General features: G+C 71.2%; 16 protein-coding genes. 3 read left to right on the forward strand and 13 right to left on the reverse strand.

Annotated features, from left to right (window positions below):
* Positions 1-115 precede the first annotated feature (115 nt).
* From ABZV93_RS23040 to ABZV93_RS23085, 10 genes are all read right to left on the reverse strand, one after another.
* Positions 116-1,864 carry a glycerol-3-phosphate dehydrogenase/oxidase gene (locus tag ABZV93_RS23040; RefSeq protein WP_354939483.1) on the reverse strand — a complete coding sequence of 583 codons (1,749 nt, stop codon included), beginning with the start codon at positions 1,862-1,864 and terminating at the stop codon, positions 116-118.
* Complete coding sequence (locus ABZV93_RS23045; protein WP_354939485.1) at positions 1,861-2,565, reverse strand: class II aldolase/adducin family protein; 705 nt, start codon at positions 2,563-2,565, stop codon at positions 1,861-1,863. Before ABZV93_RS23045 ends, ABZV93_RS23040 begins: the two co-directional genes overlap by 4 nt.
* The gene (locus tag ABZV93_RS23050) at positions 2,562-4,061 is read right to left on the reverse strand and encodes an FGGY-family carbohydrate kinase (RefSeq protein WP_354939487.1); all 1,500 of its coding nucleotides are present in this window, start codon (positions 4,059-4,061) and stop codon (positions 2,562-2,564) included. Before ABZV93_RS23050 ends, ABZV93_RS23045 begins: the two co-directional genes overlap by 4 nt.
* A gap of 11 nt (positions 4,062-4,072) precedes the next feature.
* Positions 4,073-5,203, reverse strand: a complete 1,131-nt coding sequence (locus ABZV93_RS23055; protein WP_354939489.1) for a 2-hydroxyacid dehydrogenase — start codon at positions 5,201-5,203, stop codon at positions 4,073-4,075.
* Positions 5,200-6,252 carry an ABC transporter ATP-binding protein gene (locus tag ABZV93_RS23060; protein ID WP_354939491.1) on the reverse strand — a complete coding sequence of 351 codons (1,053 nt, stop codon included), beginning with the start codon at positions 6,250-6,252 and terminating at the stop codon, positions 5,200-5,202. The genes ABZV93_RS23055 and ABZV93_RS23060 overlap by 4 nt, the downstream gene beginning before the upstream one ends.
* Positions 6,249-7,391, reverse strand: coding sequence for an ABC transporter ATP-binding protein (locus ABZV93_RS23065; protein WP_354939493.1), 1,143 nt, complete (start codon positions 7,389-7,391; stop codon positions 6,249-6,251). The genes ABZV93_RS23060 and ABZV93_RS23065 overlap by 4 nt, the downstream gene beginning before the upstream one ends.
* Before the next feature lie 55 nt (positions 7,392-7,446).
* On the reverse strand, positions 7,447-8,286 hold the full coding sequence (locus tag ABZV93_RS23070; RefSeq protein ID WP_354939495.1) for a carbohydrate ABC transporter permease: 840 nt from the start codon (positions 8,284-8,286) through the stop codon (positions 7,447-7,449).
* Positions 8,283-9,296 (reverse strand): sugar ABC transporter permease, encoded by a 1,014-nt coding sequence (locus ABZV93_RS23075; RefSeq protein ID WP_354939497.1) that lies wholly within the window; start codon positions 9,294-9,296, stop codon positions 8,283-8,285. Before ABZV93_RS23075 ends, ABZV93_RS23070 begins: the two co-directional genes overlap by 4 nt.
* The gene (locus tag ABZV93_RS23080; RefSeq protein WP_354939499.1) at positions 9,296-10,789 is read right to left on the reverse strand and encodes an extracellular solute-binding protein; all 1,494 of its coding nucleotides are present in this window, start codon (positions 10,787-10,789) and stop codon (positions 9,296-9,298) included. The genes ABZV93_RS23075 and ABZV93_RS23080 overlap by 1 nt, the downstream gene beginning before the upstream one ends.
* A gap of 183 nt (positions 10,790-10,972) precedes the next feature.
* The gene (locus ABZV93_RS23085; protein WP_354939501.1) at positions 10,973-11,635 is read right to left on the reverse strand and encodes a histidine phosphatase family protein; all 663 of its coding nucleotides are present in this window, start codon (positions 11,633-11,635) and stop codon (positions 10,973-10,975) included.
* A gap of 299 nt (positions 11,636-11,934) precedes the next feature.
* Between ABZV93_RS23085 and ABZV93_RS23090 the strand changes: the two genes are divergently transcribed.
* From ABZV93_RS23090 to ABZV93_RS23100, 3 genes are all read left to right on the forward strand, one after another.
* On the forward strand, positions 11,935-13,929 hold the full coding sequence (locus tag ABZV93_RS23090) for a DUF222 domain-containing protein (protein ID WP_354939503.1): 1,995 nt from the start codon (positions 11,935-11,937) through the stop codon (positions 13,927-13,929).
* 87 nt (positions 13,930-14,016) lie between these two features.
* Positions 14,017-14,373, forward strand: coding sequence for a VOC family protein (locus ABZV93_RS23095; protein ID WP_354939505.1), 357 nt, complete (start codon positions 14,017-14,019; stop codon positions 14,371-14,373).
* A gap of 50 nt (positions 14,374-14,423) precedes the next feature.
* Positions 14,424-14,717, forward strand: a complete 294-nt coding sequence (locus ABZV93_RS23100; protein WP_354939507.1) for a hypothetical protein — start codon at positions 14,424-14,426, stop codon at positions 14,715-14,717.
* Positions 14,718-14,953: 236 nt separating this feature from the next.
* On the opposite strand, the gene ABZV93_RS23105 is transcribed toward ABZV93_RS23100, so the two are convergent.
* The 3 genes from ABZV93_RS23105 to ABZV93_RS23115 form a co-directional block, all read right to left on the reverse strand.
* The gene (locus tag ABZV93_RS23105) at positions 14,954-16,417 is read right to left on the reverse strand and encodes an FGGY family carbohydrate kinase (RefSeq protein ID WP_354939509.1); all 1,464 of its coding nucleotides are present in this window, start codon (positions 16,415-16,417) and stop codon (positions 14,954-14,956) included.
* 90 nt (positions 16,418-16,507) lie between these two features.
* Entirely contained in the window at positions 16,508-18,238 is a 1,731-nt protein-coding gene (locus ABZV93_RS23110; RefSeq protein ID WP_354939511.1) for a methylmalonyl-CoA mutase family protein, read from the reverse strand.
* Positions 18,239-18,421: 183 nt separating this feature from the next.
* Positions 18,422-18,937 (reverse strand): MarR family transcriptional regulator, encoded by a 516-nt coding sequence (locus ABZV93_RS23115; RefSeq protein ID WP_354939513.1) that lies wholly within the window; start codon positions 18,935-18,937, stop codon positions 18,422-18,424.
* Positions 18,938-19,072: the final 135 nt, after the last annotated feature.

Raw genomic sequence — 19,072 nt, forward strand, 5'->3', positions numbered from 1 at the left:
GACTTTCGTCGTAGTCGGGGCTCTCCGGGTTGGAATCCGCGCCGGGCGGGGAGGACGGCCACGTCGACCGGACGCGCCTGCGCGCCCGCCCGCGCCGATCCGGTCCGCCCGGGACCTACGGGACCGCGGCGCCGGCGACGGTCTGCCAGGCCTCCACCGCCTGCGCGTCCGTCGGCATGGTCGCGGCGTGCCGCTCGGCCTCCACGGCCATGGTGTACGCCGCGACCTCGGCGGCGCGTCGGTCCTCGTCCCAGCCGAGGACCGACGCCATCACCCTGGCCGCCTCCGGAGCGGCCGCCACGCCGCGGTCCGGGGTCTCCATGAAGACGCGGGTCCGGCGGGCGAGCGCGTCCATCAGGTGCAGCGCGCCCTCGCTGCGGGCGGCGTAGGCGATCTCGGCGGCGAGGTACTGCGACGCGCCGGGCAGCGGCCGGGCGAGCTCGGGCCGGTCGGTGAGCAGGTCGAGCACCTCCGGCGTGAGCGCGCCGTAGCGGCCGAGCAGATGCTCGACCTGTTCGGGTTCCAGCCCGGCCTCCCGGGCGAGCCGGTCCCGCTGGTGGCGTACCGCGACGTAGCCGGTGGCGCCGAGCAACGGAAGCCGGTCGGTGCTGGACGCCGGGATCGTCCGCCCCAGCGAACGACCTGCCGCGTCCACAGCGTCGCGGGCCATCAGCCGGTACGTCGTGTACTTCCCGCCGACCACGGTCACCAGGCCGGCCGGCTGCTCGACCACGGTGTGGTCGCGGCGCAGCGCCGCTGTCGTCGCACGGTCGGCCGACCCGTCCGAGCCGCCGCGGGTGCGCACCGGCACCCCCGCCAGCAGCGGCCGCAGCCCGGCGTAGACACCGACCACGTCGGCGTCGCCGAGGGGATGCTTCAGCCAGCGGTTGGCCTGGCCGAGGAGGTAGTCGACGTCCTCGCGGGAGGCCACCGGGTGTCCCCGGTCGTGGCCCCACGGGGTGTCGGTGGTGCCCATCAGCCAGTGGTCGAACCATTTGCGGATGATGAACACACTGTCGCTGGTCCGCGCGATCAGCCCGGTCCGCGACTCGATCCGGTCCGCCGGGACGACGAGGTGCACACCCTTCGCCGGGCGGACCGCGATGCTCGGCGACCCGCCCAGGGACTGCACCTCGTCCGCCCACACGCCGGCCGCGTTGACCACCACGCCGGCGAGTACGTCGACGTGGCCGCCGTCCTCGAGGTCGTGCAGGCGTACGCCGGTCACCCGCTGGCCGTCGCGCAGCATGCCGACGACCCGGGTCCGGGTGAGGACGGTGGCGCCGAGTCCCGCGGCGGTCCGCGCCAGCGTCATCGTGTGCCGGGCGTCGTCCACGCGTACGTCGTGGTACTGCACGGCCCCGGTGATGCCGTCAGGGCGCAGGCCCGGCATCTCGGCCAGGGCCGCCCGCCGGGTCAGGTGCCGGTGGCCGGGGACGCTGCGCGGGCCGGTGAGCCGGAACAGGTCGTACATCGCCACGCCGGCGCCGATGTAGGGCCGCTGCCGGCGTTTGGTGAACGGGAAGAGGAACGGCTCGGACTCGACCAGGTGCGGGCACAGCCGCTCGACCATCAGGTCGCGTTCCAGCAGCGCCTCGCGGACCAGCGCGAAGTTGAGCTGCTCGAGGTAGCGCAGGCCGCCGTGGAAGACCTTGCCCGACCGGGAGGACGTACCGCTGGCGAGGTCGTCGGCCTCGACCAGCAGTACCGACAGGCCCCGGGCGGTCGCGTCCAGCGCGACACCGGCGCCGGTCACCCCGCCACCGACCACCACCACGTCGAAGTCGCGGCCGGCGGCACCGGCCAGGTCACCGCGCCGGCGGTCGGCCGACAGCGCGGTGCGGTCGTTGACGTGCACGCTCACCGTCCGGCCCCGCCCTCGCCTCCGCTGCTGCTTCCGCCACCGGCGCCCGGCGGCGGCACCTGGCCGTAGCTGCCGAACTTCTCGATCACCCGGTCCAGCTCGTCCGCCGGCAGCTCGCGCGGGGAGGTGCCGAGCGCGGCGCCTGCCGTGGCCGCGCGCAGCCACACCTCGCACAGCCACTCGAGGTACTGGTTGAGCTGGTACGCCTTCGCCAGCGAGTCGCCGACGGTGACCGTGCCGTGGTTGGACATCAGGCAGCCCGTACGCCCCTTCAGAGCGCCGGTGACCGACGCGGCCAGCTCGGACGTGCCGTACGTCGCGTACGGCGCGACCCGGACCGGCCCGCCGAACAGCGCCGTCAGGTAGTGCACGACCGGAAGTTCGTCCACCAGCGTGGAGGCCACGGCGGCCGCGGTGGCGTGGGTGTGCACGACGGCGGTGTGGTCGGTGGTGTTGTAGACCGACAGGTGCAGCGGCATCTCGCTGGTCGGGTCCAGCTCGCCCTCGAGTTGCTCGCCCCGGAGGTCGGTGACGCAGATGAGCTCGGGGGTGAGGACGTCGTAGTCCAGGCCGCTCGGCGTGGCGGCCACCAGGTCACCGACGCGCACGCTCAGGTTTCCCGACGTACCCACTACGAGCCCTTCCGGGCGGAGCCGCTGGGCGAAGCGGACCAGCTCGGCGCGTTCGTTCGCCAACCTCATACCTGACGCTCCTTCCATTCGGTGCGCGCGCGGTCCACCGCCGCGCGGTAACGCTCGTACTCTTCCGCGTACCGCTTGGCGGGTCCCTCACCGGGGTTGACCACCGTGGTGTCGGCGGCCCGGTCGCGTGCCCACGCGTCAGTGTCCACCGGCAGGCCGGTGGCGGCGATCCCGGCCAGCACCGCGCCGTACGCGCCGACCTCCGGGCAGGCCGACACCCGGACCGGCCGGCCGAGCGCGTCGGCGAACAGCCGCAGCCACTCCCGGCTGCGGATCCCGCCGCCACACACCGCGACCTCGCCCGAAAGCCCGGCCGCCTCGAAGCAGTGCCGGGCCGCGAACGCGATGCCCTCGCAGACCGCGCGCACCACGTCCGCGGTGCTGGTCTGCACCGTCAGCCCGTCCAGCCGGGCGCGCGCACCGGACTCCACGAACGGCGCGCGCTCGCCCGCCGGGGAGAAGTACGGCAGGCAGCGCACACCGTGGGCACCCGGCTCGCCGGTGGCCAGCAGCGGGTCGACGTCGCCGTGCGTACGGCCGACCAGCTTCAGCGTCCAGTCCAGCGCGGCGGTGCCCACCATGGCCGGCATCGAACGCAGCCAGCGGTCCGGTCCGAGCGGGATGGTCAGCCCGGCCGGCTCCCCGCCGGGTCGCAGCTCGGCGACCGCGACCTGGCAGGCGAGGGTCGTACCGACGATCAGGTGGCCGTCCCCCGGTGTTGCGGCCAGGCCCGACCCGAGCGCGCACGCCGGCAGGTCGAACGGGCCGGCCGAGACCGGCGTCCCTTCCGGAAGCCCGGTGAGCGCGGCGCCCTCGCCGGTCAGCGTGCCGGTCGGCAGCGGCTCGGCGACCGGGGCGAGCAGGCCGGCCCTGTGGGTGAGGCCGCACCGGTCCAGCACGTCGGGTGCGTAGTCGCGGGTCACCGGGTCCAGGAACGGCAGCGAGGAGTCGGAGGTGTCGGTGGCGCGTACGCCGGTGAGCCGCTGCATCACCATGTCCTTGCAGTACGCCGCGGTGACCGACCGGTCGAGCACGTCCGGCTCGTGCCGGTCGAACCATGCCAGGACCGGTGCCGGGCAGCCGGGGAACATCGCCCCGCCGGTACGCCGGAACACCGCCTCGATGGTCCCGTCCGCGCGCCACCCGTCGGCGATCCCGGCGGCCCGGGCGTCCAGCCACGACACCGCGGGGCGGACCGCACGGCCCTCGCCGTCGAGCAGCCACACGCCGTCACCCTGGCCGGTCAGCGCGAGCAGGGCGGGGGGTTCGCCGGGCGCACTCTCGCCGTCCACCAGGGCGCGTACGACCTGACCGACCGCGGCAAGGACCTCATCCGTGTCCTGTTCGAACCAGCCCTCGCGGGGGTTCACCACCCGGGCGGGCGCGGACCGCAGCGCCCGCTGCTCGCCGGACGCGTCGAACAGCGCGGCCTTGATGACCGACGTACCGACGTCCACCCCGACGTACGTGGGCCCGCCCGCGGTGCCACCGTTCATGGCCGTCCTCCTCAGCGCCGGGCCGACCGGGCCGACGGGGCCGACCTACCCCCGCCACCCGGCCCGCCGCCCGATCCGCCGGGGCCGGACAGTACCTCCGGGTTGGCGCAGTGCGCGGGTGGTTCGCCGTCCAGCCAGCGGCGTACCTCCCCGGCGCAGATCGCCGCCGCGCGTTCGGCCACCTCCCGGCTGCACCCGGCGATGTGCGGGGCCATCACCAGCCGCGGCGTGCTGAACAACCGCGAGTCGGCCGGCAGCGGCTCGGCCGGGAACACGTCGATCCCGGCGGCCGCGAGGTGCCCGCGGTCGAGGGCGTCGCACAAGGCGTCGTAGTCGACCAGGCCCCCTCGTGCAGTGTTGATCAGGACCGAGCCGGCCGGCATCCGGGCCAGCTCCGCCTTCCCGATCAGGTGGTGGTTGTCCTCGGTCAGCCGGGCGTGCAGGCTCACCACCTGCGAGGCGGGGAGCAGGTCACCGAGGTCCTCGACGCGTTCGGCCTCCGCGCCGAACGCCTCCGCCGGTGCCATCGGGTCGTACGCCAGAACCCGCGCGCCGAACGCGGCCGCCAGCTTCGCCACCAGCTGGCCGATCGCGCCGTAGCCGACCAGGCCGACGGTGGCGTCGCGAAGCTCGAAACCGGCCGACTCGTAGCGGAAGTAGTGACCGGGCCAGGTGCGGGAGGCGAGCTCGGCGTGCCCGGCGGCGATGTTGCGGCAGGTGGACAGCATCAGGCCGAGGGTGAACTCCGCGGCCGCGTTGGCATTGCGGCCCGGTGCGTAACAGACGACGACGCCGGCGCGGGTGGCCGCTGCCAGGTTGACGTTGACAGGGCCGCCGCGGGAGACCACGACCAGCCGCAGGTCGGGTGCGTGCTCGAAGACCCGGCGGGTGAACGGCGCGAGATGGGTGACCGCGGCGTCCACACCGTCCAGCGCGGCGATCATCGTGTCCTCGTTGCCGGCGGCCTCGACGACCTCACCGACCTTGCCCCAGGGCCTGGTCGGCCAGCCGAGGTCGAGAGTACGCACGGACACCCGGTGGCGTGACCTCGCGGACCGCTCGAGCTCGGCGTCCAGCGCGCGCGTCAGCAGGTCGGTGCGTACGAACTCGTCACCCGCGGCGAGGATCCGCGCTCTGCTCATCTGACCCGGCCTCCTGTCGTCGTGTCGAACGTGTACGTCCGGTCGCGCTGGAACGCCAGGCCCACGGCCTGGCCGGGCACCTGCGCCGGACCCGGTCCAGTCTGGACGACGAGCCGCTGCCGCGTCGCGGCGAGTTCGACCGTCAGCAGGCCGTACTCGCAGAAATCCTCCACGACCACCACCTCACCGACGACATCGCCCTCGACGTGGACCACGGCGTCGCCCTCGGCGTTGTCCTCGATGGCGACGACCGCGACGTCCTGGGGGCGCACCCCGACGATCCGGTCGGGGCCGGCGAGCCCGGTGAGGAGGTTCATCGCCGGCTCCCCCACGAACTCCGCGACGAAGAGGTCCGCCGGGTCGTCGTACACCTCGTCCGGCGTACCGACCTGGCGGACCCGGCCACCCTCCATCACCACCACCCGGTCGGCGAGGCTGAGCGCCTCCTCCTGGTCGTGCGTCACCAGGACGGTCGTGTAGCCGAGTTCGCGCTGCAGGCGGCGCAGTTCGCGGCGGGTCAGGTCGCGTTGCGCGGCGTCGAGGTGGGACAGGGGTTCGTCCAGCAGCAGGACGTCCGGCTCGCGGGCGATGGCACGGGCCAGTGCGACCCGCTGCTTCTGGCCCGAGGACAGATTCACCGGCCGGGCGTCGAGGATGTCGCGCAGCCCGATGCGCTCGGCCAGGTCGTGCACGCGTTCCCGGCACGCCCGGGCGGACAGGCCACCTCGTGCGCGCAGGCCGAAGGCGATGTTGTCGGCCACGGACATCGGCGGGTAGAGCGCGTAGTTCTCGAACGCCACCCCGATGTTCCGTCGCTGCGGGCGCAGGCCGAGCACCGACCGGCCGCCCACCCGGATGTCGCCGCCGGTGACGTCCTCCAGGCCGGCGACCATCCGCAGCGTGGTCGACTTCCCGCACCCGGACGGGCCGAGCAGGCCGACGAGTTCGCCGCTGCGCACCTCCAGGTCGAAGTGGGCCACCGCCTCCACCGGCGGGCGGCCACGAGTGGCGAACACCTTGCGTACGCCGTCCAGCACCAGGTCGCTCATCCGGCCGCCTCGCTGACCTGTGCCGTCTCCACCCGCCGGCCGCTGTCGTCGGCGAGGAAGACGTGCACCCGTCGCGGGTCCACCGTCACCACCACCCTGTCGTCGGTGCCGAGCCCGGCGACCTGCGTACGCGGAACGACCAGCGCCAGCAGGTTCGCGCCCACGCGGACGGTGAGTTCGGCCTGCCGGCCGAGGTGTTCCAGGACGTACACCGTGCCCTCCAGCCGGGCGGTCCCCGACGATGCCGCGGGCTCGTCGCCGGCGCCGCGGTGCAGGGCCAGGTCGCGCGGACGGATCCCGATCCGCACGTGGGTGCCGGGTCGTACCCGCGGCCCCGGCAGCGGCAGGTCCAGCGCGCCGTCGTCGGCGAGGAACCGCGGCCCGGAGACGTCGGCGACCACCCCGGCCACGACATTGATGGCCGGGCGGCCGAACGACCTCGCCACCACGATGTCGGCCGGCCGTTCCCAGACCTCACGAGGCGTGCCCACCTGCCGGATCCGGCCGGCGTCGAGCACGCCCACCCGGTCCGCCAGCGACAGCGCCTCCACGTAGTCGTGGGTGACGTACAGCGTGGTCGTGCCGCGGTCGCGGCTGATCGCCTTCAGCTCCGCCCGCATGGTGGCACGCAGTTTGGCGTCCAGATGCGACAGAGGTTCGTCCAGCAGGTACGCCGCGGCCGGCCGGACCAGCACCCGGCCGAGGGCGACCCGCTGGCGCTGGCCGTTCGACAGTTGGGTGACCGAACGCTCCAGCAGCGGGCCGATTCCGAGCAGGTCGGCCACCTCTTCGACCCGTTGCCGGGCAGCGGTCTCGGGCAGTCGGTGGCGCGGCGAGCGCAACGGCGAGACCAGGTTGGTGAAGACGTCCTGCTGCGGATACAGCGCGTAACTCTCGAAGCACATGGCGAGGTTGCGGTGCGTCGGCTCCACGTCGGTCACGTCGGTGCCGCCGATGGCGACCGTGCCCGCGGTAGGCTCCTCCAGGCCGGCCACGACCTTCAGCGTGGTGGTCTTTCCGGCGCCGGACGGGCCGAGCAGACAGCAGAACTCCCCGTCGGCGACGTCCAGCGACATCTCGTCCAGCGCCCGCAGCCGGCCGTAGTCCTTGCGGATGCCCGCCAGCGCCAGCCCCGCCATCAGCCCTGCCCGCCCATCAGCTCTGCCATCAGCTCTTCACCGCGCCGACCGCCCATCAGCTCTTCACCGCGCCGAACGACAACCCACGCACGAGGTAGCGCTGGATGAACAACGCGAGCACCAGGGGCGGAAGCACCGCCATCACCGCGCCGGCGGCGACCAGGTTGAAGCGCACCTGGTTGCCACCCAGGAAGGCCAGCGAGCTCACCGTCACGGTCTGGGCGTGGCTGGAGGTCAACGTGAACGGGAAGATGAAGTTGTTCCAGGCGAAGATGAACGCCAGCAGGCAGACCGCCGCGACGCCGGGGCGTACCAGCGGCAGCACGATCCGTACGAACGCCTGCCGCCGGGAGTAGCCGTCCAGCAGCGCGGCCTGTTCCAGCTCCGGTGGCAGGTCGGTGAAGAACGACCGCAGGATCCACACCACGAGCGGCATCGTGACCAGCTGCAGCACCCAGATCATCCCGACGTAGCTGTCGTACAGGCCGAGCTGCTGGTAGAGCACACCCAGAGGAATGATCACGACCAGCTCCGGGGCGAACCGGAAGGACAGCAGGGTGAACAGCAGGCTCTCGCTGCCCCGGAAGCGGTAGCGCGCCGCCGCGTACGCCGCCGGGATCCCGATCACCAGTGAGACCAGGACGGCGCCGACCGAGCACACCAGGCTGGCGACGAAGAACCGCAGGTACGGCGAGTCGCCGGCACCGAGGCCGAGCACCGTGCGGTAGTTGGCGAGCGTGGGCGCGAACCGCAGGTACGTGGAGGTCTGGTCGGCGTTGGACTTCAGGCTCAGGGCGACGATGAAGACGACCGGCGCGAGGGAGAACGCGAAGTAGAGCAGCAGTGCGGCGTCGGCGAGGATCCCACCGGCCTTTCCGGGCCTGTCCATCGTCATCCCGCCCCGGAGCCTGCGACGGCACCCGCCGGTGCTCCCGCCGGCGCACCCGGCGCTGCGTCGGGCGTGCCCGCCGTCGGCCCGGCCGAGATCCCGGCCGCGCGGTTCTGCACCCGGCCGAGATATCGCACGAGTACGAACGAGATCGCGTACACGACCACCCACAGGATCAGCATGAACGTCATGCCGCGGCTGTAGCGGGCGTAGGTGATCGCCTCCAGGTACGCGTTGATCTGCAGCGTGGTGGTGGCGTCGCCCGGACCACCGGCGGTGAGCCCGTAGATGATGTCGAAGACCTTCAGGCAGTCCATGAAGCGGAAGATGACCGCGACCAGGACGTACGGCCACAGCATCGGCAACGTCAGCCGGCGAAATGTCAACCACCAGTTGGCACCGTCCACCGCCGCGGCCTCGAACGGCGAGTTCGGCAGCGATCGCAGGCCGGCCAGCGCGAGGATCGCCACGAACGGCGTGTACAGCCAGGCGTCCACGACCACCGACCAGAAGAACGCCGCGCCCGCGCCGTCGGTGCCGCGGTAGCCGTGCACCCCGACCGCGGCCAGGATCGGCCGGACCCAGCCCACCTCCGGGAGCAGGATCAGCTTCCACATGATGGCGGCGATGATCGGCGCCACCATCAACGGCACGATGAGCAGGCGTTCCAGCAACCGTCCCAGCAGAGTGGATCGCTGCAGCAGCAGCGCAACGCCCACGCCGAGCACCGTCTCCACCGTCGTGGCCGCGACCGCGAACGCGACCGTCACCCTGGCCGAGTGCCACAACGTGTCGCTGCCGAGGATGTCGGTGAAGTTGGCGAGTCCCACGAAGCTGGGTTCACGGTTGGCGTCGGAGAAGTTGTACACCGTGTACGCCACGCCGACGAAGAACGGATACAGGATCCCGACACACAACAGCACCGCCGGCGTGGCGAGCAGGTAGGGCCGCAGCCGGCGCCGCCACCTCGGGGTCACCGTCCCGCTGGGAACGGCGGCTGCACCGGTCGTGGCCATCAGCCGTTGACCCGGGGCTCGAGATCCTTGGCCAGCTTGTCCAGGGTCGCCTTCGCGTCGGCCCCGCCGTAGATCTCCTGCAGGGCGGCCGCCCAGGAGGTGGTGGCGTCGAAGAAGTTCCGCTGCGGGGTGAACTGGATCTTCGTCTGGTCGATGACGGCCTGGAACGTGTCCAGGAAGCCCGGCACCGCCTTCAACCGGTCCTTGTACGCGGAGTCGTCGGCGACCGACTTACGTACCGCGTCAATGTGCTGTTGCTTCGTGGCCGCCCACAGCAGGTGTTCCTTGGAGGTGGCCCACTGCAGGAACCACCAGGCGGCCGGCTTCTTCTTCGACGAGGAATTCATCGCCAGCGACCAGATCCACATGTTGGTGGCCAGCGAGCCGCCCTTGCCCTTCGGACCGGGATGCCAGGCCAGCTTGCCCGCCGCCGGGGTGTCGGTGTTCTGGAAGTACGACGCGGTGTCGGCGTCGAACAGCATCGCGGCCTTGCCCGCGCCGAGGTCGCTGGAGGCTTGGTACCACGTGTACGACGTCCATCCCGACGGCCCGGCGTCCCGCACCATCTTCGCCCACCGGCCGGTGAAGTCCACCGCATCGGGAGAGTTCATGGTGGGGACGAGCTTCTTGCCCTCGACCTTGAAGTCCTTCAGGCCTTCGCGGGAGTACATCGTCATGAAGCCGGGGTGGATCGTCGCCCACTCCCGCGACCCGCGTACGGCGATGCCGTACATCCCGTCGAATCCCGCACCGGGCGCCTTCGCCTTCAGCGTACGAGCGAGTTCGGTGAGGTCGTCGAAACTCTCCGCCGGCTTGAGTCCGAGCTTGGCGAAGACGTCGCTGCGATAGCAGACGGTGTTGGTCTCGAAACCCCACGGCAGCATCCACTGCTGCTTGCCGCCCAGCGGTGCGCCGTTGACGAAGTTCCACTGCCCGGCCTTGATCAGGTTGGGGAAGAAGTCGTCGGGTGCGAACTCCGCGTGGGTGGCGGAGGAGTTGTGGATCCAGGGGCCGAGGTCCTCGAGGTAGCCGGGCGGGCCGTACTGCCAGACCATGTAGGCGCCCAGCATGAAAGCGTCGTAGTTTCCCTGCCTGGACTTCAGTTCCAGGGTCACCTTGTCGAAGTAGTTGGACTCGGGGAACTCGTCGATGGCAAGTTTGATGCCGGTCTTGTCCTGGAACTCACCGCGGTGCGCCTTCAGCGCGTCGGTGTACGGATGCTTGTTCATCAGCAGCCGCAGGGTGGTTCCCTTGTGTTTCTTCCAGTCGAAGCCGCCGGAGACCTTCTTCGCCGCGGAGTCCTTGGCGCCGTTGTTCGCGGGCGAGCCGAAGCCACATCCGGCCAGGCCGGCCGAGCCGAGTGCACCCGCACCGACTCCCACTCCCGCGAGCCGGAGGATGTCACGGCGGGTCGGGCCGGCCGGTTCGGACGCACCTGAGCCGGATGGCGCGGACGGTGTGGACGGCTCAGACGGCGCAGCCGGCTCGGTCATGGCAGCCCCCAGTGCAGGTTCGGCACACGCCGAGATCACCTCGCGGCGTGATCGGGTCGCCTCACCTTGTGACCTCGGTGTCAGGCGGGTCAAGCCACACCGACCGCCTTCGGCCAGTTACCGGGTGCGACCGTCTCCGGCCAGTCGTGCCGGAAACGGGATTTGATCCGGCCCCGCCGGTGGTCACCAGGTGTCTGTACCGGCTGCCAGGGGTGGGTTCCAGGCGACCAGGCCCCAGCGCCCTGCCTGGTCGCGGCGGAGAACGGCGCCGCTGGCGTTGCGGATGACCGGCAGCGCGGTGCGGTAGGAACCCGGGTGGATGCCCAGCAGGTCACAGACCACGATGCGCAGCAAGGTCCCGTGGGCGACGACCAGCACCCGGTCACCGTGGGAGCCGTCCGCGAGATCGTTCAATGCGGCCCGGCCACGGGCGAGTGCTGCCGCCGGGGGTTCCCCGCCCGGCAGCGGATTGGCGTACGGATCGGCCTCGAACGCCTTCCGCTCCTGCGGAAATTGCTCCCTCATCTCGGCGGCGGACAACCCTTCGGCTGCACCGAAGTCGAGTTCGACCAACCGCTCGTCCAGCAGCTGTGTCAACCCAGCCTTGCGGGCGGCCGGCTCGGCGGTCTCTCTTGCCCGGCGAAGGGTCGAGGACGCCACCGCTGTGAGCCGCGCCGCCGCGGCCCACTCCCCCAGGTCGTCTGCCTGCGCCTGGCCACGCTCGGTCAGCGGCGCGTCCGTGCGGCCGACGTAGCGGTTCTCCGCGTGCATCGGCGTCTCACCGTGGCGTACGAAGAACACGGTGACCGGGCCAGGGTCGGAACTCGCGGGGCGATCTTGGGTCACGGACTCGACGATAGACGAGGGTGCGTCGGTCGAGGAGACGGGATGCGGGCGGCATGCGGGTCCGGGGCGTGTTGCTGGGCTGTTCCTGGACCTGTTCCTGGGCCTGTTGATGGACCCGGGTTCCTGGTGCCGGTCCTGACTGCCCGATCGGGGCGGCACCCTCTTCGCAACCCCCGTAGTCGGTTAGGCGACAGCCTGCCTTGTGCCAGGTTTTTGTCCACAGGTGGCGGATCGGCGTGTTTCAGGTTCCCATTGTGGACAACGGGTTATCTGTCGGTGGCAGCCGGTAGAGTTCGAACATGTATTCGACGACGCAGGGGCTTCCCGGCGCAGGCGGCAGTGGCGCCGCTGCCCGGTTGAGGGCTGCGGTCGCCATGTTCCGCGCCGGGCTCGACGAGGCCCTGTCCACCCCGACCGGCTGCCTGGAGGCCCGCGAGCTCGGTGAGCTGATCGGCGAACTGACCGTCGAGGAATCCCGGGCGGCGGCGCTGAAACTGTCCTTGGTTCGCCAGGCCGAGGCCTGCGACATCGCCAAGACCACCGGTGCGGCGACCACAGCGGCCTGGCTGCGCAACTCCCAGCGGATGGGGAAGAAGGACTCCTACGCCACCGTCGCGCTCGCTCGGGACCTGGACCGGACGGTGACCCTGACCGCGCGGGCTTTCGCTCGGGGTGAGTTGTCGTTCCGGCACGCGCAGGTGATCGCGGGGGCGATCAAGGACCTGCCGAAGTGGGTCAGCCTCGAACAGTGCGTGGAGGCCGAGGAGTTCCTGCTCGAGGAGTCGAAGCGGCGTAACCCCGACGACGTGCGCCTGCTGGGCCGGGCGTTGCTGCACTACCTGGCGCCGGAGGAATGCGAACGCCGGCTGGGCAAGGAACTCGACGATGCCGAACGCGCCGCAGAACGCTCCCGTTCCCTGAAGTACGTGCCGAACGGTGTTCCGGGGTCGGAGACGGTGGTGATCAAGCTGCCGGTGCTGGAGATGGAAGTCCTCCGCAAGCTGGTCGAAGCGCTGGTCGCCCGCGAGAACAACGGCTCTGGCCCCGACGACCGTCCGCTGGACCAGAAACGCGGCGACGCGTTCGTCGAACTCCTCACCCAGTGGGCGCAGCACCAGGCCTCACCCAACCGCGGCCGGGGACGCGACTGCGTCACCGTCCTGATCGATCTGCACAACCTGATGAACGGCGTCGGGTACGGCACCATCGACGACCTCAACCCCGTCCGCCCCATGCCGTGCGGCTGCCAGACCCCCGACGCCCAACGCCAAGCCCAACGAAAGACCAACCGCCAGGCCAAGGGCCAGCCCCAGGACGAGAACACCAAACGCACCAAGAGTTCTGAGCCGGGACAGCCCCGGTCGGGAGAGCCCGGGGCGGGCACGAGCCGCAGCGACACCGTAGAGGCCGAGCCCGCCAGCTCCACGCCCAGCACGCAGACCGACGACACCAATGGCTCCGGGGAGGCCGAGCCGAGCGACAACGCCGAGCCGAGCGACAGCGCCGGTGTGAGCACCAATGACACCGCGGAAGCCGCGTCGCAACCCGATGTTGACGCAGAGATCGTTGACCCGGATCCGACGGACGGCCCTGGCGAGACAGCCCCGCCGGCCGACCCCGGCAACCCGTACCCGGCGGCTGATCGGGGCGAGACGACAGACCTGCGCGAGACCAGCGGGGCAACCACCGCCGAAACCGACCCGGAAGCCGAAAGGGAAGCTGGAACGGGACCCGGGTCTGATCCGGAAACCGATACCGGACCCGAGGACTGGAGTCCCGGGACGCAGGACGACGCCGAGCCCGAATTCGAGCAGGGTGCGGCGGGGCCGGAGGCTGCCATCGACCCGCACGACGGCTGCAGCAAATGCGGCGGTGGCGGATCAGCTCGGATCTCCGGTCTCCGCGGGCAGCCGCTGTCCGTTGCCACGATTCGGCGGATGGCGTGCGACGCGAACATCATCCCCGTCGTCCTCGGCGGCAACGGCGAAGTCCTCGACGTCGGCATGGCCGACCGCTTCTTCACCGAAGCACAACGCCGCGCCCTCGCCGTCCGCGACGGCAGCCACTGCCACTTCCCCGAATGCCAAGTCCCCGAACGCCGCTGCATCGCCCACCACATGAACCCCTGGGACGACTTCGGGCCAACCGACCTCGACAACGGAGTCCTCCTGTGCAAAACCCACCACACCTTCGTCCACCACAAGGGCTGGATCGTGCGCATGGGCGCACACGGCCACCCCGAGTACATCCCGCCGGAATGGGTGGACCCGCAGCAGAGGGTGCAACGACCATGACAGCCGCACCGGGCATGCCGGACCGCCGCCCCGAAACTTCCGAGATCAGGACGCCGATCGTCCGGGACGGTCCGTACCATCCAGGCCATGGCTATCGCACGCTTTCCCAGCATCGTCATCGACTGCCCAGACCCGGACGCCCTCGCCACCTTCTACGGCAAGCTGCTGGACTGGAAGGTCGACATCTCCGCCGACTGGGCCGATGTTCGCGCCGACTACGGCCAATGCATCTCGTTCCAGCAGGTGGATCCCTACACTCCGCCGGTGTGGCCGGCCCAGGAGGTGCCCCAGCAGATGCATCTCGACGTGATCGTGGACGACCTCGACTCCGCCGAGACGGCCGTCCTCGCTCTCGGCGCCACCAAGCACGATCACCAGCCCGGCACGACCTTCCGGGTGTTCCTCGACCCGGCCGGACATCCGTTCTGCCTCTGCGTGAACTGAACCACCCTCACGCGTCACCCGGGGCGCTGCCCCTGTGCCAACATGCCTCCATGAGCGGTGACACCGACATCGAGGTGAGTGCGCTGGCGATCAACGTCACGGTCCCCGGAGCACTGCGCTGGACGGACACCCGGCGCGGTGAGGAGTTCACGCTGACCACCCTCAACGTTCGTCTCCTCCCCAGCGGGCACCTCGCCGCGAAGGCCTACGGCCGCCCCACCGCCGGCGGCCGGGGCAACTACGTGTCGTTCTCCGTCCCCGACCGGCCGGAGCTGGCGAAGCTGATCGCCGAGGCTGCCGACCGTGCCGGTTCGATGTGGGCCGCACACCAGGGCCTTCGCTGACCGGCCCTTCGAACTGCGACGAGTCAGGCGACGGGCCGTATCACTGGGCTGGTCGTCCCCCGGCACGCTCCCACTGCGCGTCGTCCCACTCGACGTACTCGAGCTGGACGTCGCCGGGCAGTCTGGCCGTCAGGTTTCTGCCGGTGGGGACCTGCTCCGGGCCGCACACGATCTGTGCTCCGGCTTCGTCAAGAAAGGCTTGACATCTGCCGCCCGACGACTGCGGCACGGGCCGGTCAGACCCAGCCTCGGGCGCTGAGTTCGTCCAGCCAGCGGCCGTACGCCTCACCGAACCGTTCGACCGCCGCGCGCCGGGGCGCATGACGCACGCGTTCGCTGACCATTGCGGCGGCCGCGCCGGCCAGCGAGCCGTGGGCCGGTGAGGCTGCCACGACCGCCATCCCGAACGCGCCGTCGGTCACTTCCGGCACCACGATCTCGCGGTCCAGGACGTCCGCGTGCAGCCTCGGCCAGTACGAGCTTCGCGCGCCGCCGCCGGTCAGGGTGACCACGGGGCCGACCGACGCACCCAGATGCTGTACGTGCTCCAGGCAGAGCCGCTCCACGAACGTCACGCCCTGCAGGTAGGCCGCGTAGCGCTCCGCCGGACCCGATGCGGCGCCGGTCAGGAATCCGGTCGCGTCAGGTCGGCTGATCGGGAAGCGTTCTCCCTTGCCCACGAGGGGATACGCCAGCGAGGCCGCCGGCTCGAACGCCTCCGCCGCCGCGTCCAGCGCCTCGAGGTCGGCGTCGGGGAACTCCCGCGCCAGCACGCCCGCGCCCGCACTGGACGCACCGCCAGGCCACCAGCCGCCGTCCGGACCGCGGTGGGAGTAGACCGCGCCGCTCGGGTCGTGCACCGGCTCGGTGGTCGTGCCCTTGAGGACCAGCGTGGTGCCCAGCACGAAGTTCCACGCACCCGGGGCCAGCGCGCCGGACGCGACCTGGGCCGCACACCCGTCGGTGAGGCCGGCGAGGATCGGCGTTCCCGCGGGGATGCCGGTGACGTCGGCCGCCCGGGCGCCCACCACGCCGATCGGTGTGCCGGGCGCGACCACCGGTGGGAGCCGTTTGGCGGACAACCCGTGCCGATCGAGCACGCCGTACGGCCAGTCGGTGCGCACCAGGTCCACGCCGCTCTTCAGGGCATGGCTCCAGTCGGTGGCAACCGCCGATCCGGCGAGACGTGCGGTCACCACGTCGACCTGGTGGGCCAGCCGCGCGGACTCCGGCACGTCGTACTCCGCCTGCAACCACAGCGCCTTCGCCAACCCCCACGACGCCTGCGGCCGCGCGCCCGCCGCCGCCCATCCCGGCGCCGGGTCCTCGGCCAGCCGGGCGGCCTGGTCCCCGGCCCGCCCGTCGTCGTACATCAGCGCGGGCGTCACCGGGCGGGCCGGGTCGCCCGGCACCTCCTCGACGAACAACACCGTCCCGGACGTACTGCACACCGCCAGGCCCTCCACCGGCCGACCGGTGACCTGCCCGGCCACTTCGCCCGCGGCGCGTACGAACGCCGACCACCACTCCTGCGGGTCCTGTTCGTGACGGCCGCCGTCGCGGACGCTGTGCAGCGGCGCGGTGGCCTTCGCCACCACCGAGCCGGTCGCCGTCGAGGCGATCACACGAACGCCCTGGGTGCCGAGGTCGACGCCGAACCACACCGGCTCGCGCGCAGTGCCACCACCGTGATCGGTCATGGCTCCATCACACCGACGCAGGCGTGGCCCGTCAAACCCGTCCGGTCCGTTCGCGGCCGGCCTTCCAGAAGCAGTCCGCCACCATTCTCGTCAGAACCTCGCCGGCTCGCGGTAGTCGCCCCACTCCTCCTTGAGTACGCCGCAGATCTCGCCCAGCGTCGCCTCTGCCCGGGCCGCGGCCAGGATCACCGGCACCATGTTCTGCTCGGTGCGGGCGACCTCGGCCAGCTTCCGCAGCGCGGCGTCAACCTCGGCTTGCGAACGGGACCGCCGCCGCTCACCCAGCGCGCGATTCTGCTCGGCCTCGACCTCGTGGCTCACCCGGAGAATCTTCACCGGACCGCTGACGGTACTCGTGTGCGCGTTGACCCCGACGATCTTCTTCTCACCGCGTTCCAGCGCCTGCTGGTACTCGAACGCCGCCTCGGCGATCTCCCCGGTGAAGTACCCGTCGTCGATGCCGCGCAGCAGCCCCGCGGTGATGGTGCCGTCGTCGCTCAGCTCCCTGATGCGGGCGAACACCTCCTCCGCCTCCGACTCCATCCGGTCGGTCAGCGCCTCGACGTACCACGAACCACCCAGCGGGTCGGCGACGTTGGCGACGCCGGTCTCCTCCAGCAGCACCTGCTGGGTACGCAGCGCCACCTCGGCGGACTGCTCCGACGGCAGGGCCAGCGTCTCGTCGAACGCGTTCGTGTGCAGGGAGTTCGTCCCGCCGAGCACGGCCGCGAGCGCCTCCACCGCGGTCCGGACGACGTTGTTGTACGGCTGCTGCGCGGTGAGCGAGACGCCGGCGGTCTGGGTGTGGAACCGCAGCCAGGCCGCCCGGTCGGTCTTCGCGCCGTACACCTCGCGCATCCACCGCGCCCAGATCCGCCGGGCGGCACGGAACTTCGCGATCTCCTCGAAGAAGTCCAGGTGGCTGTCGAAGAAGAACGACAGACCGGGTGCGAACACGTCGACGTCCAGCCCCCGCGACAGGCCCAGCTCCACGTAGGCGAACCCGTCCGCCAGCGTGTAGGCCAGCTCCTGCGCGGCGGTCGAGCCTGCCTCGCGGATGTGGTAGCCGGACACCGACAGCGGCTTGTACGCCGGGATCTCCTTGGAGCAGAACTCCATCAGGTCACCGATCAGCCGCAGGTGTGGTTGCGGCGCGAACAGCCACTCCTTCTGCGCGATGTACTCCTTGAAGATGTCGGTCTGCAGCGTGCCGTTGAGAGTGGAGATGTCCACGCCCTGGCGTTCGGCCGCGACGAGGTACATGCAGAAGATCGGGATGGCCGGGCCGGAGATCGTCATCGACGTGCTGACCTCGCCCAGCGGAATGCCCTGGAACAGCACGTCCATGTCGGCGGCGGAGTCGATCGCCACGCCGCAGTGGCCCACCTCGCCGAGCGACCGCGGGTCGTCGGAGTCGCGGCCCATCAGCGTCGGCATGTCGAACGCCACAGACAGCCCGCCACCCCCGGCCGCGAGGATCATGCGGTAGCGCTCGTTTGTCTGCTCGGCGTTGCCGAAGCCGGCGAACTGCCGGATCGTCCAGGTGCGACCGCGGTAGCCGGTGGGATACAGGCCGCGGGTGAAGGGGTACTCACCGGGCCAGCCGATCCGCTCGAACCGGGGGTCGTCCACGTCCGGCGGCGGCCCGTAGACCGGGTCCACCTCCGTTCCGGAGAGTGTCGTACGCCGTGCCCGGTCGTGCCGGTCGCGCGTTTCGCCGCTCTCGCCCGGCTTGGCCTCATCCGACCTGCCCCGCCCGGTCGCCGCGTCGTAACGCTGCTGCCAGCGGCGCCTGCCCGCCTCGATGTCTTCGGCCCGCATAGGTCCTCCCGACTGACGTGGCCGCCCTCGTGAGGCGCCACTGCCACGATAGTAGGATGTCCAACTATCCGCAGCCGGTAAGGGGTTCGGGCGGTTTCGCCCCTGCCGCTCAGACGGGGCCAGCGGCCCTGACGGAGCGGGGTGAACGGAGCAGGAGGCCGCCTCGGAGACGGCCTCAGAGGCTCAGGTAAGGAAGTCGCCGGCCTCGCGGCGTACCTGGGTGAGCAGTTCGTGCACCGTGGCCAAACTGTCGTCGTCGAGCGCGTCGAACCCGAACCTCATCCCCACCAGGTCCTTGGTGGTCTGCTTGACCACCTCGCGCCCCTCGTCGGTCACCTCGGCCAGTACCCCGCGCCCGTCCTCCGGGTGGGGAGTACGCCGGACCAACCCGTCACGCTCGAGCCGCCGGACGATCGAGGTCACCGAGGTGGGATGCACCTGGAGGCGTTCGCCCATCTTTCCCAGCGGCAGGGCGCCGGTACGGGTGAACGTCAACAGCACCAGCGCCTCGTACCTCGCGAAGGTCAGGTCGTAGCGCCGCAGGATCTCGTCCAGTCGTGAGAGCACGATCTGCTGGACCCGCATCAGCGAGGTGACCGCCCGCATCGGCTCGACAGCCGCGTCCGCGCCGAAGTGGTGTGCCCACTGACGTGCCGCCTCCTGGACGGGGTCGAACGGTAGGGGCCGCCTCTTCGCCATGCAAAGGAACGTAACAGGCGGCCCGCGCGGCCTCTGGAACCGGTCCGGACCTGAGCGGCCCGGCGGAGTCCTTCGGCGACGTCTGCCACCGGCGAGCCCGAACCCGTACGGCAGGGTCGGCCCAGAGGTCCGCCC

The sequence above is a fragment of the Actinopolymorpha sp. NPDC004070 genome (assembly GCF_040610475.1).
Classification (GTDB): Bacteria; Actinomycetota; Actinomycetes; order Propionibacteriales; family Actinopolymorphaceae; genus Actinopolymorpha.

Bases quoted from the DNA above. Each gene is read 5' to 3' on its own strand.
- ABZV93_RS23065 (WP_354939493.1), bottom strand. From the start codon at position 7,391: ATGGCGGGGCTGGCGCTGGCGGGCATCCGCAAGGACTACGGCCGGCTG.
- ABZV93_RS23105 (WP_354939509.1), bottom strand. From the start codon at position 16,417: ATGACCGATCACGGTGGTGGCACTGCGCGCGAGCCGGTGTGGTTCGGC.
- ABZV93_RS23100 (WP_354939507.1), top strand. From the start codon at position 14,424: ATGAGCGGTGACACCGACATCGAGGTGAGTGCGCTGGCGATCAACGTC.
- ABZV93_RS23060 (WP_354939491.1), bottom strand. From the start codon at position 6,252: ATGAGCGACCTGGTGCTGGACGGCGTACGCAAGGTGTTCGCCACTCGT.
- ABZV93_RS23045 (WP_354939485.1), bottom strand. From the start codon at position 2,565: ATGAGGTTGGCGAACGAACGCGCCGAGCTGGTCCGCTTCGCCCAGCGG.
- ABZV93_RS23115 (WP_354939513.1), bottom strand. From the start codon at position 18,937: ATGGCGAAGAGGCGGCCCCTACCGTTCGACCCCGTCCAGGAGGCGGCA.
- ABZV93_RS23080 (WP_354939499.1), bottom strand. From the start codon at position 10,789: ATGACCGAGCCGGCTGCGCCGTCTGAGCCGTCCACACCGTCCGCGCCA.
- ABZV93_RS23110 (WP_354939511.1), bottom strand. From the start codon at position 18,238: ATGCGGGCCGAAGACATCGAGGCGGGCAGGCGCCGCTGGCAGCAGCGT.
- ABZV93_RS23090 (WP_354939503.1), top strand. From the start codon at position 11,935: ATGTATTCGACGACGCAGGGGCTTCCCGGCGCAGGCGGCAGTGGCGCC.
- ABZV93_RS23095 (WP_354939505.1), top strand. From the start codon at position 14,017: ATGGCTATCGCACGCTTTCCCAGCATCGTCATCGACTGCCCAGACCCG.
- ABZV93_RS23075 (WP_354939497.1), bottom strand. From the start codon at position 9,296: ATGGCCACGACCGGTGCAGCCGCCGTTCCCAGCGGGACGGTGACCCCG.
- ABZV93_RS23050 (WP_354939487.1), bottom strand. From the start codon at position 4,061: ATGAACGGTGGCACCGCGGGCGGGCCCACGTACGTCGGGGTGGACGTC.
- ABZV93_RS23055 (WP_354939489.1), bottom strand. From the start codon at position 5,203: ATGAGCAGAGCGCGGATCCTCGCCGCGGGTGACGAGTTCGTACGCACC.
- ABZV93_RS23070 (WP_354939495.1), bottom strand. From the start codon at position 8,286: ATGACGATGGACAGGCCCGGAAAGGCCGGTGGGATCCTCGCCGACGCC.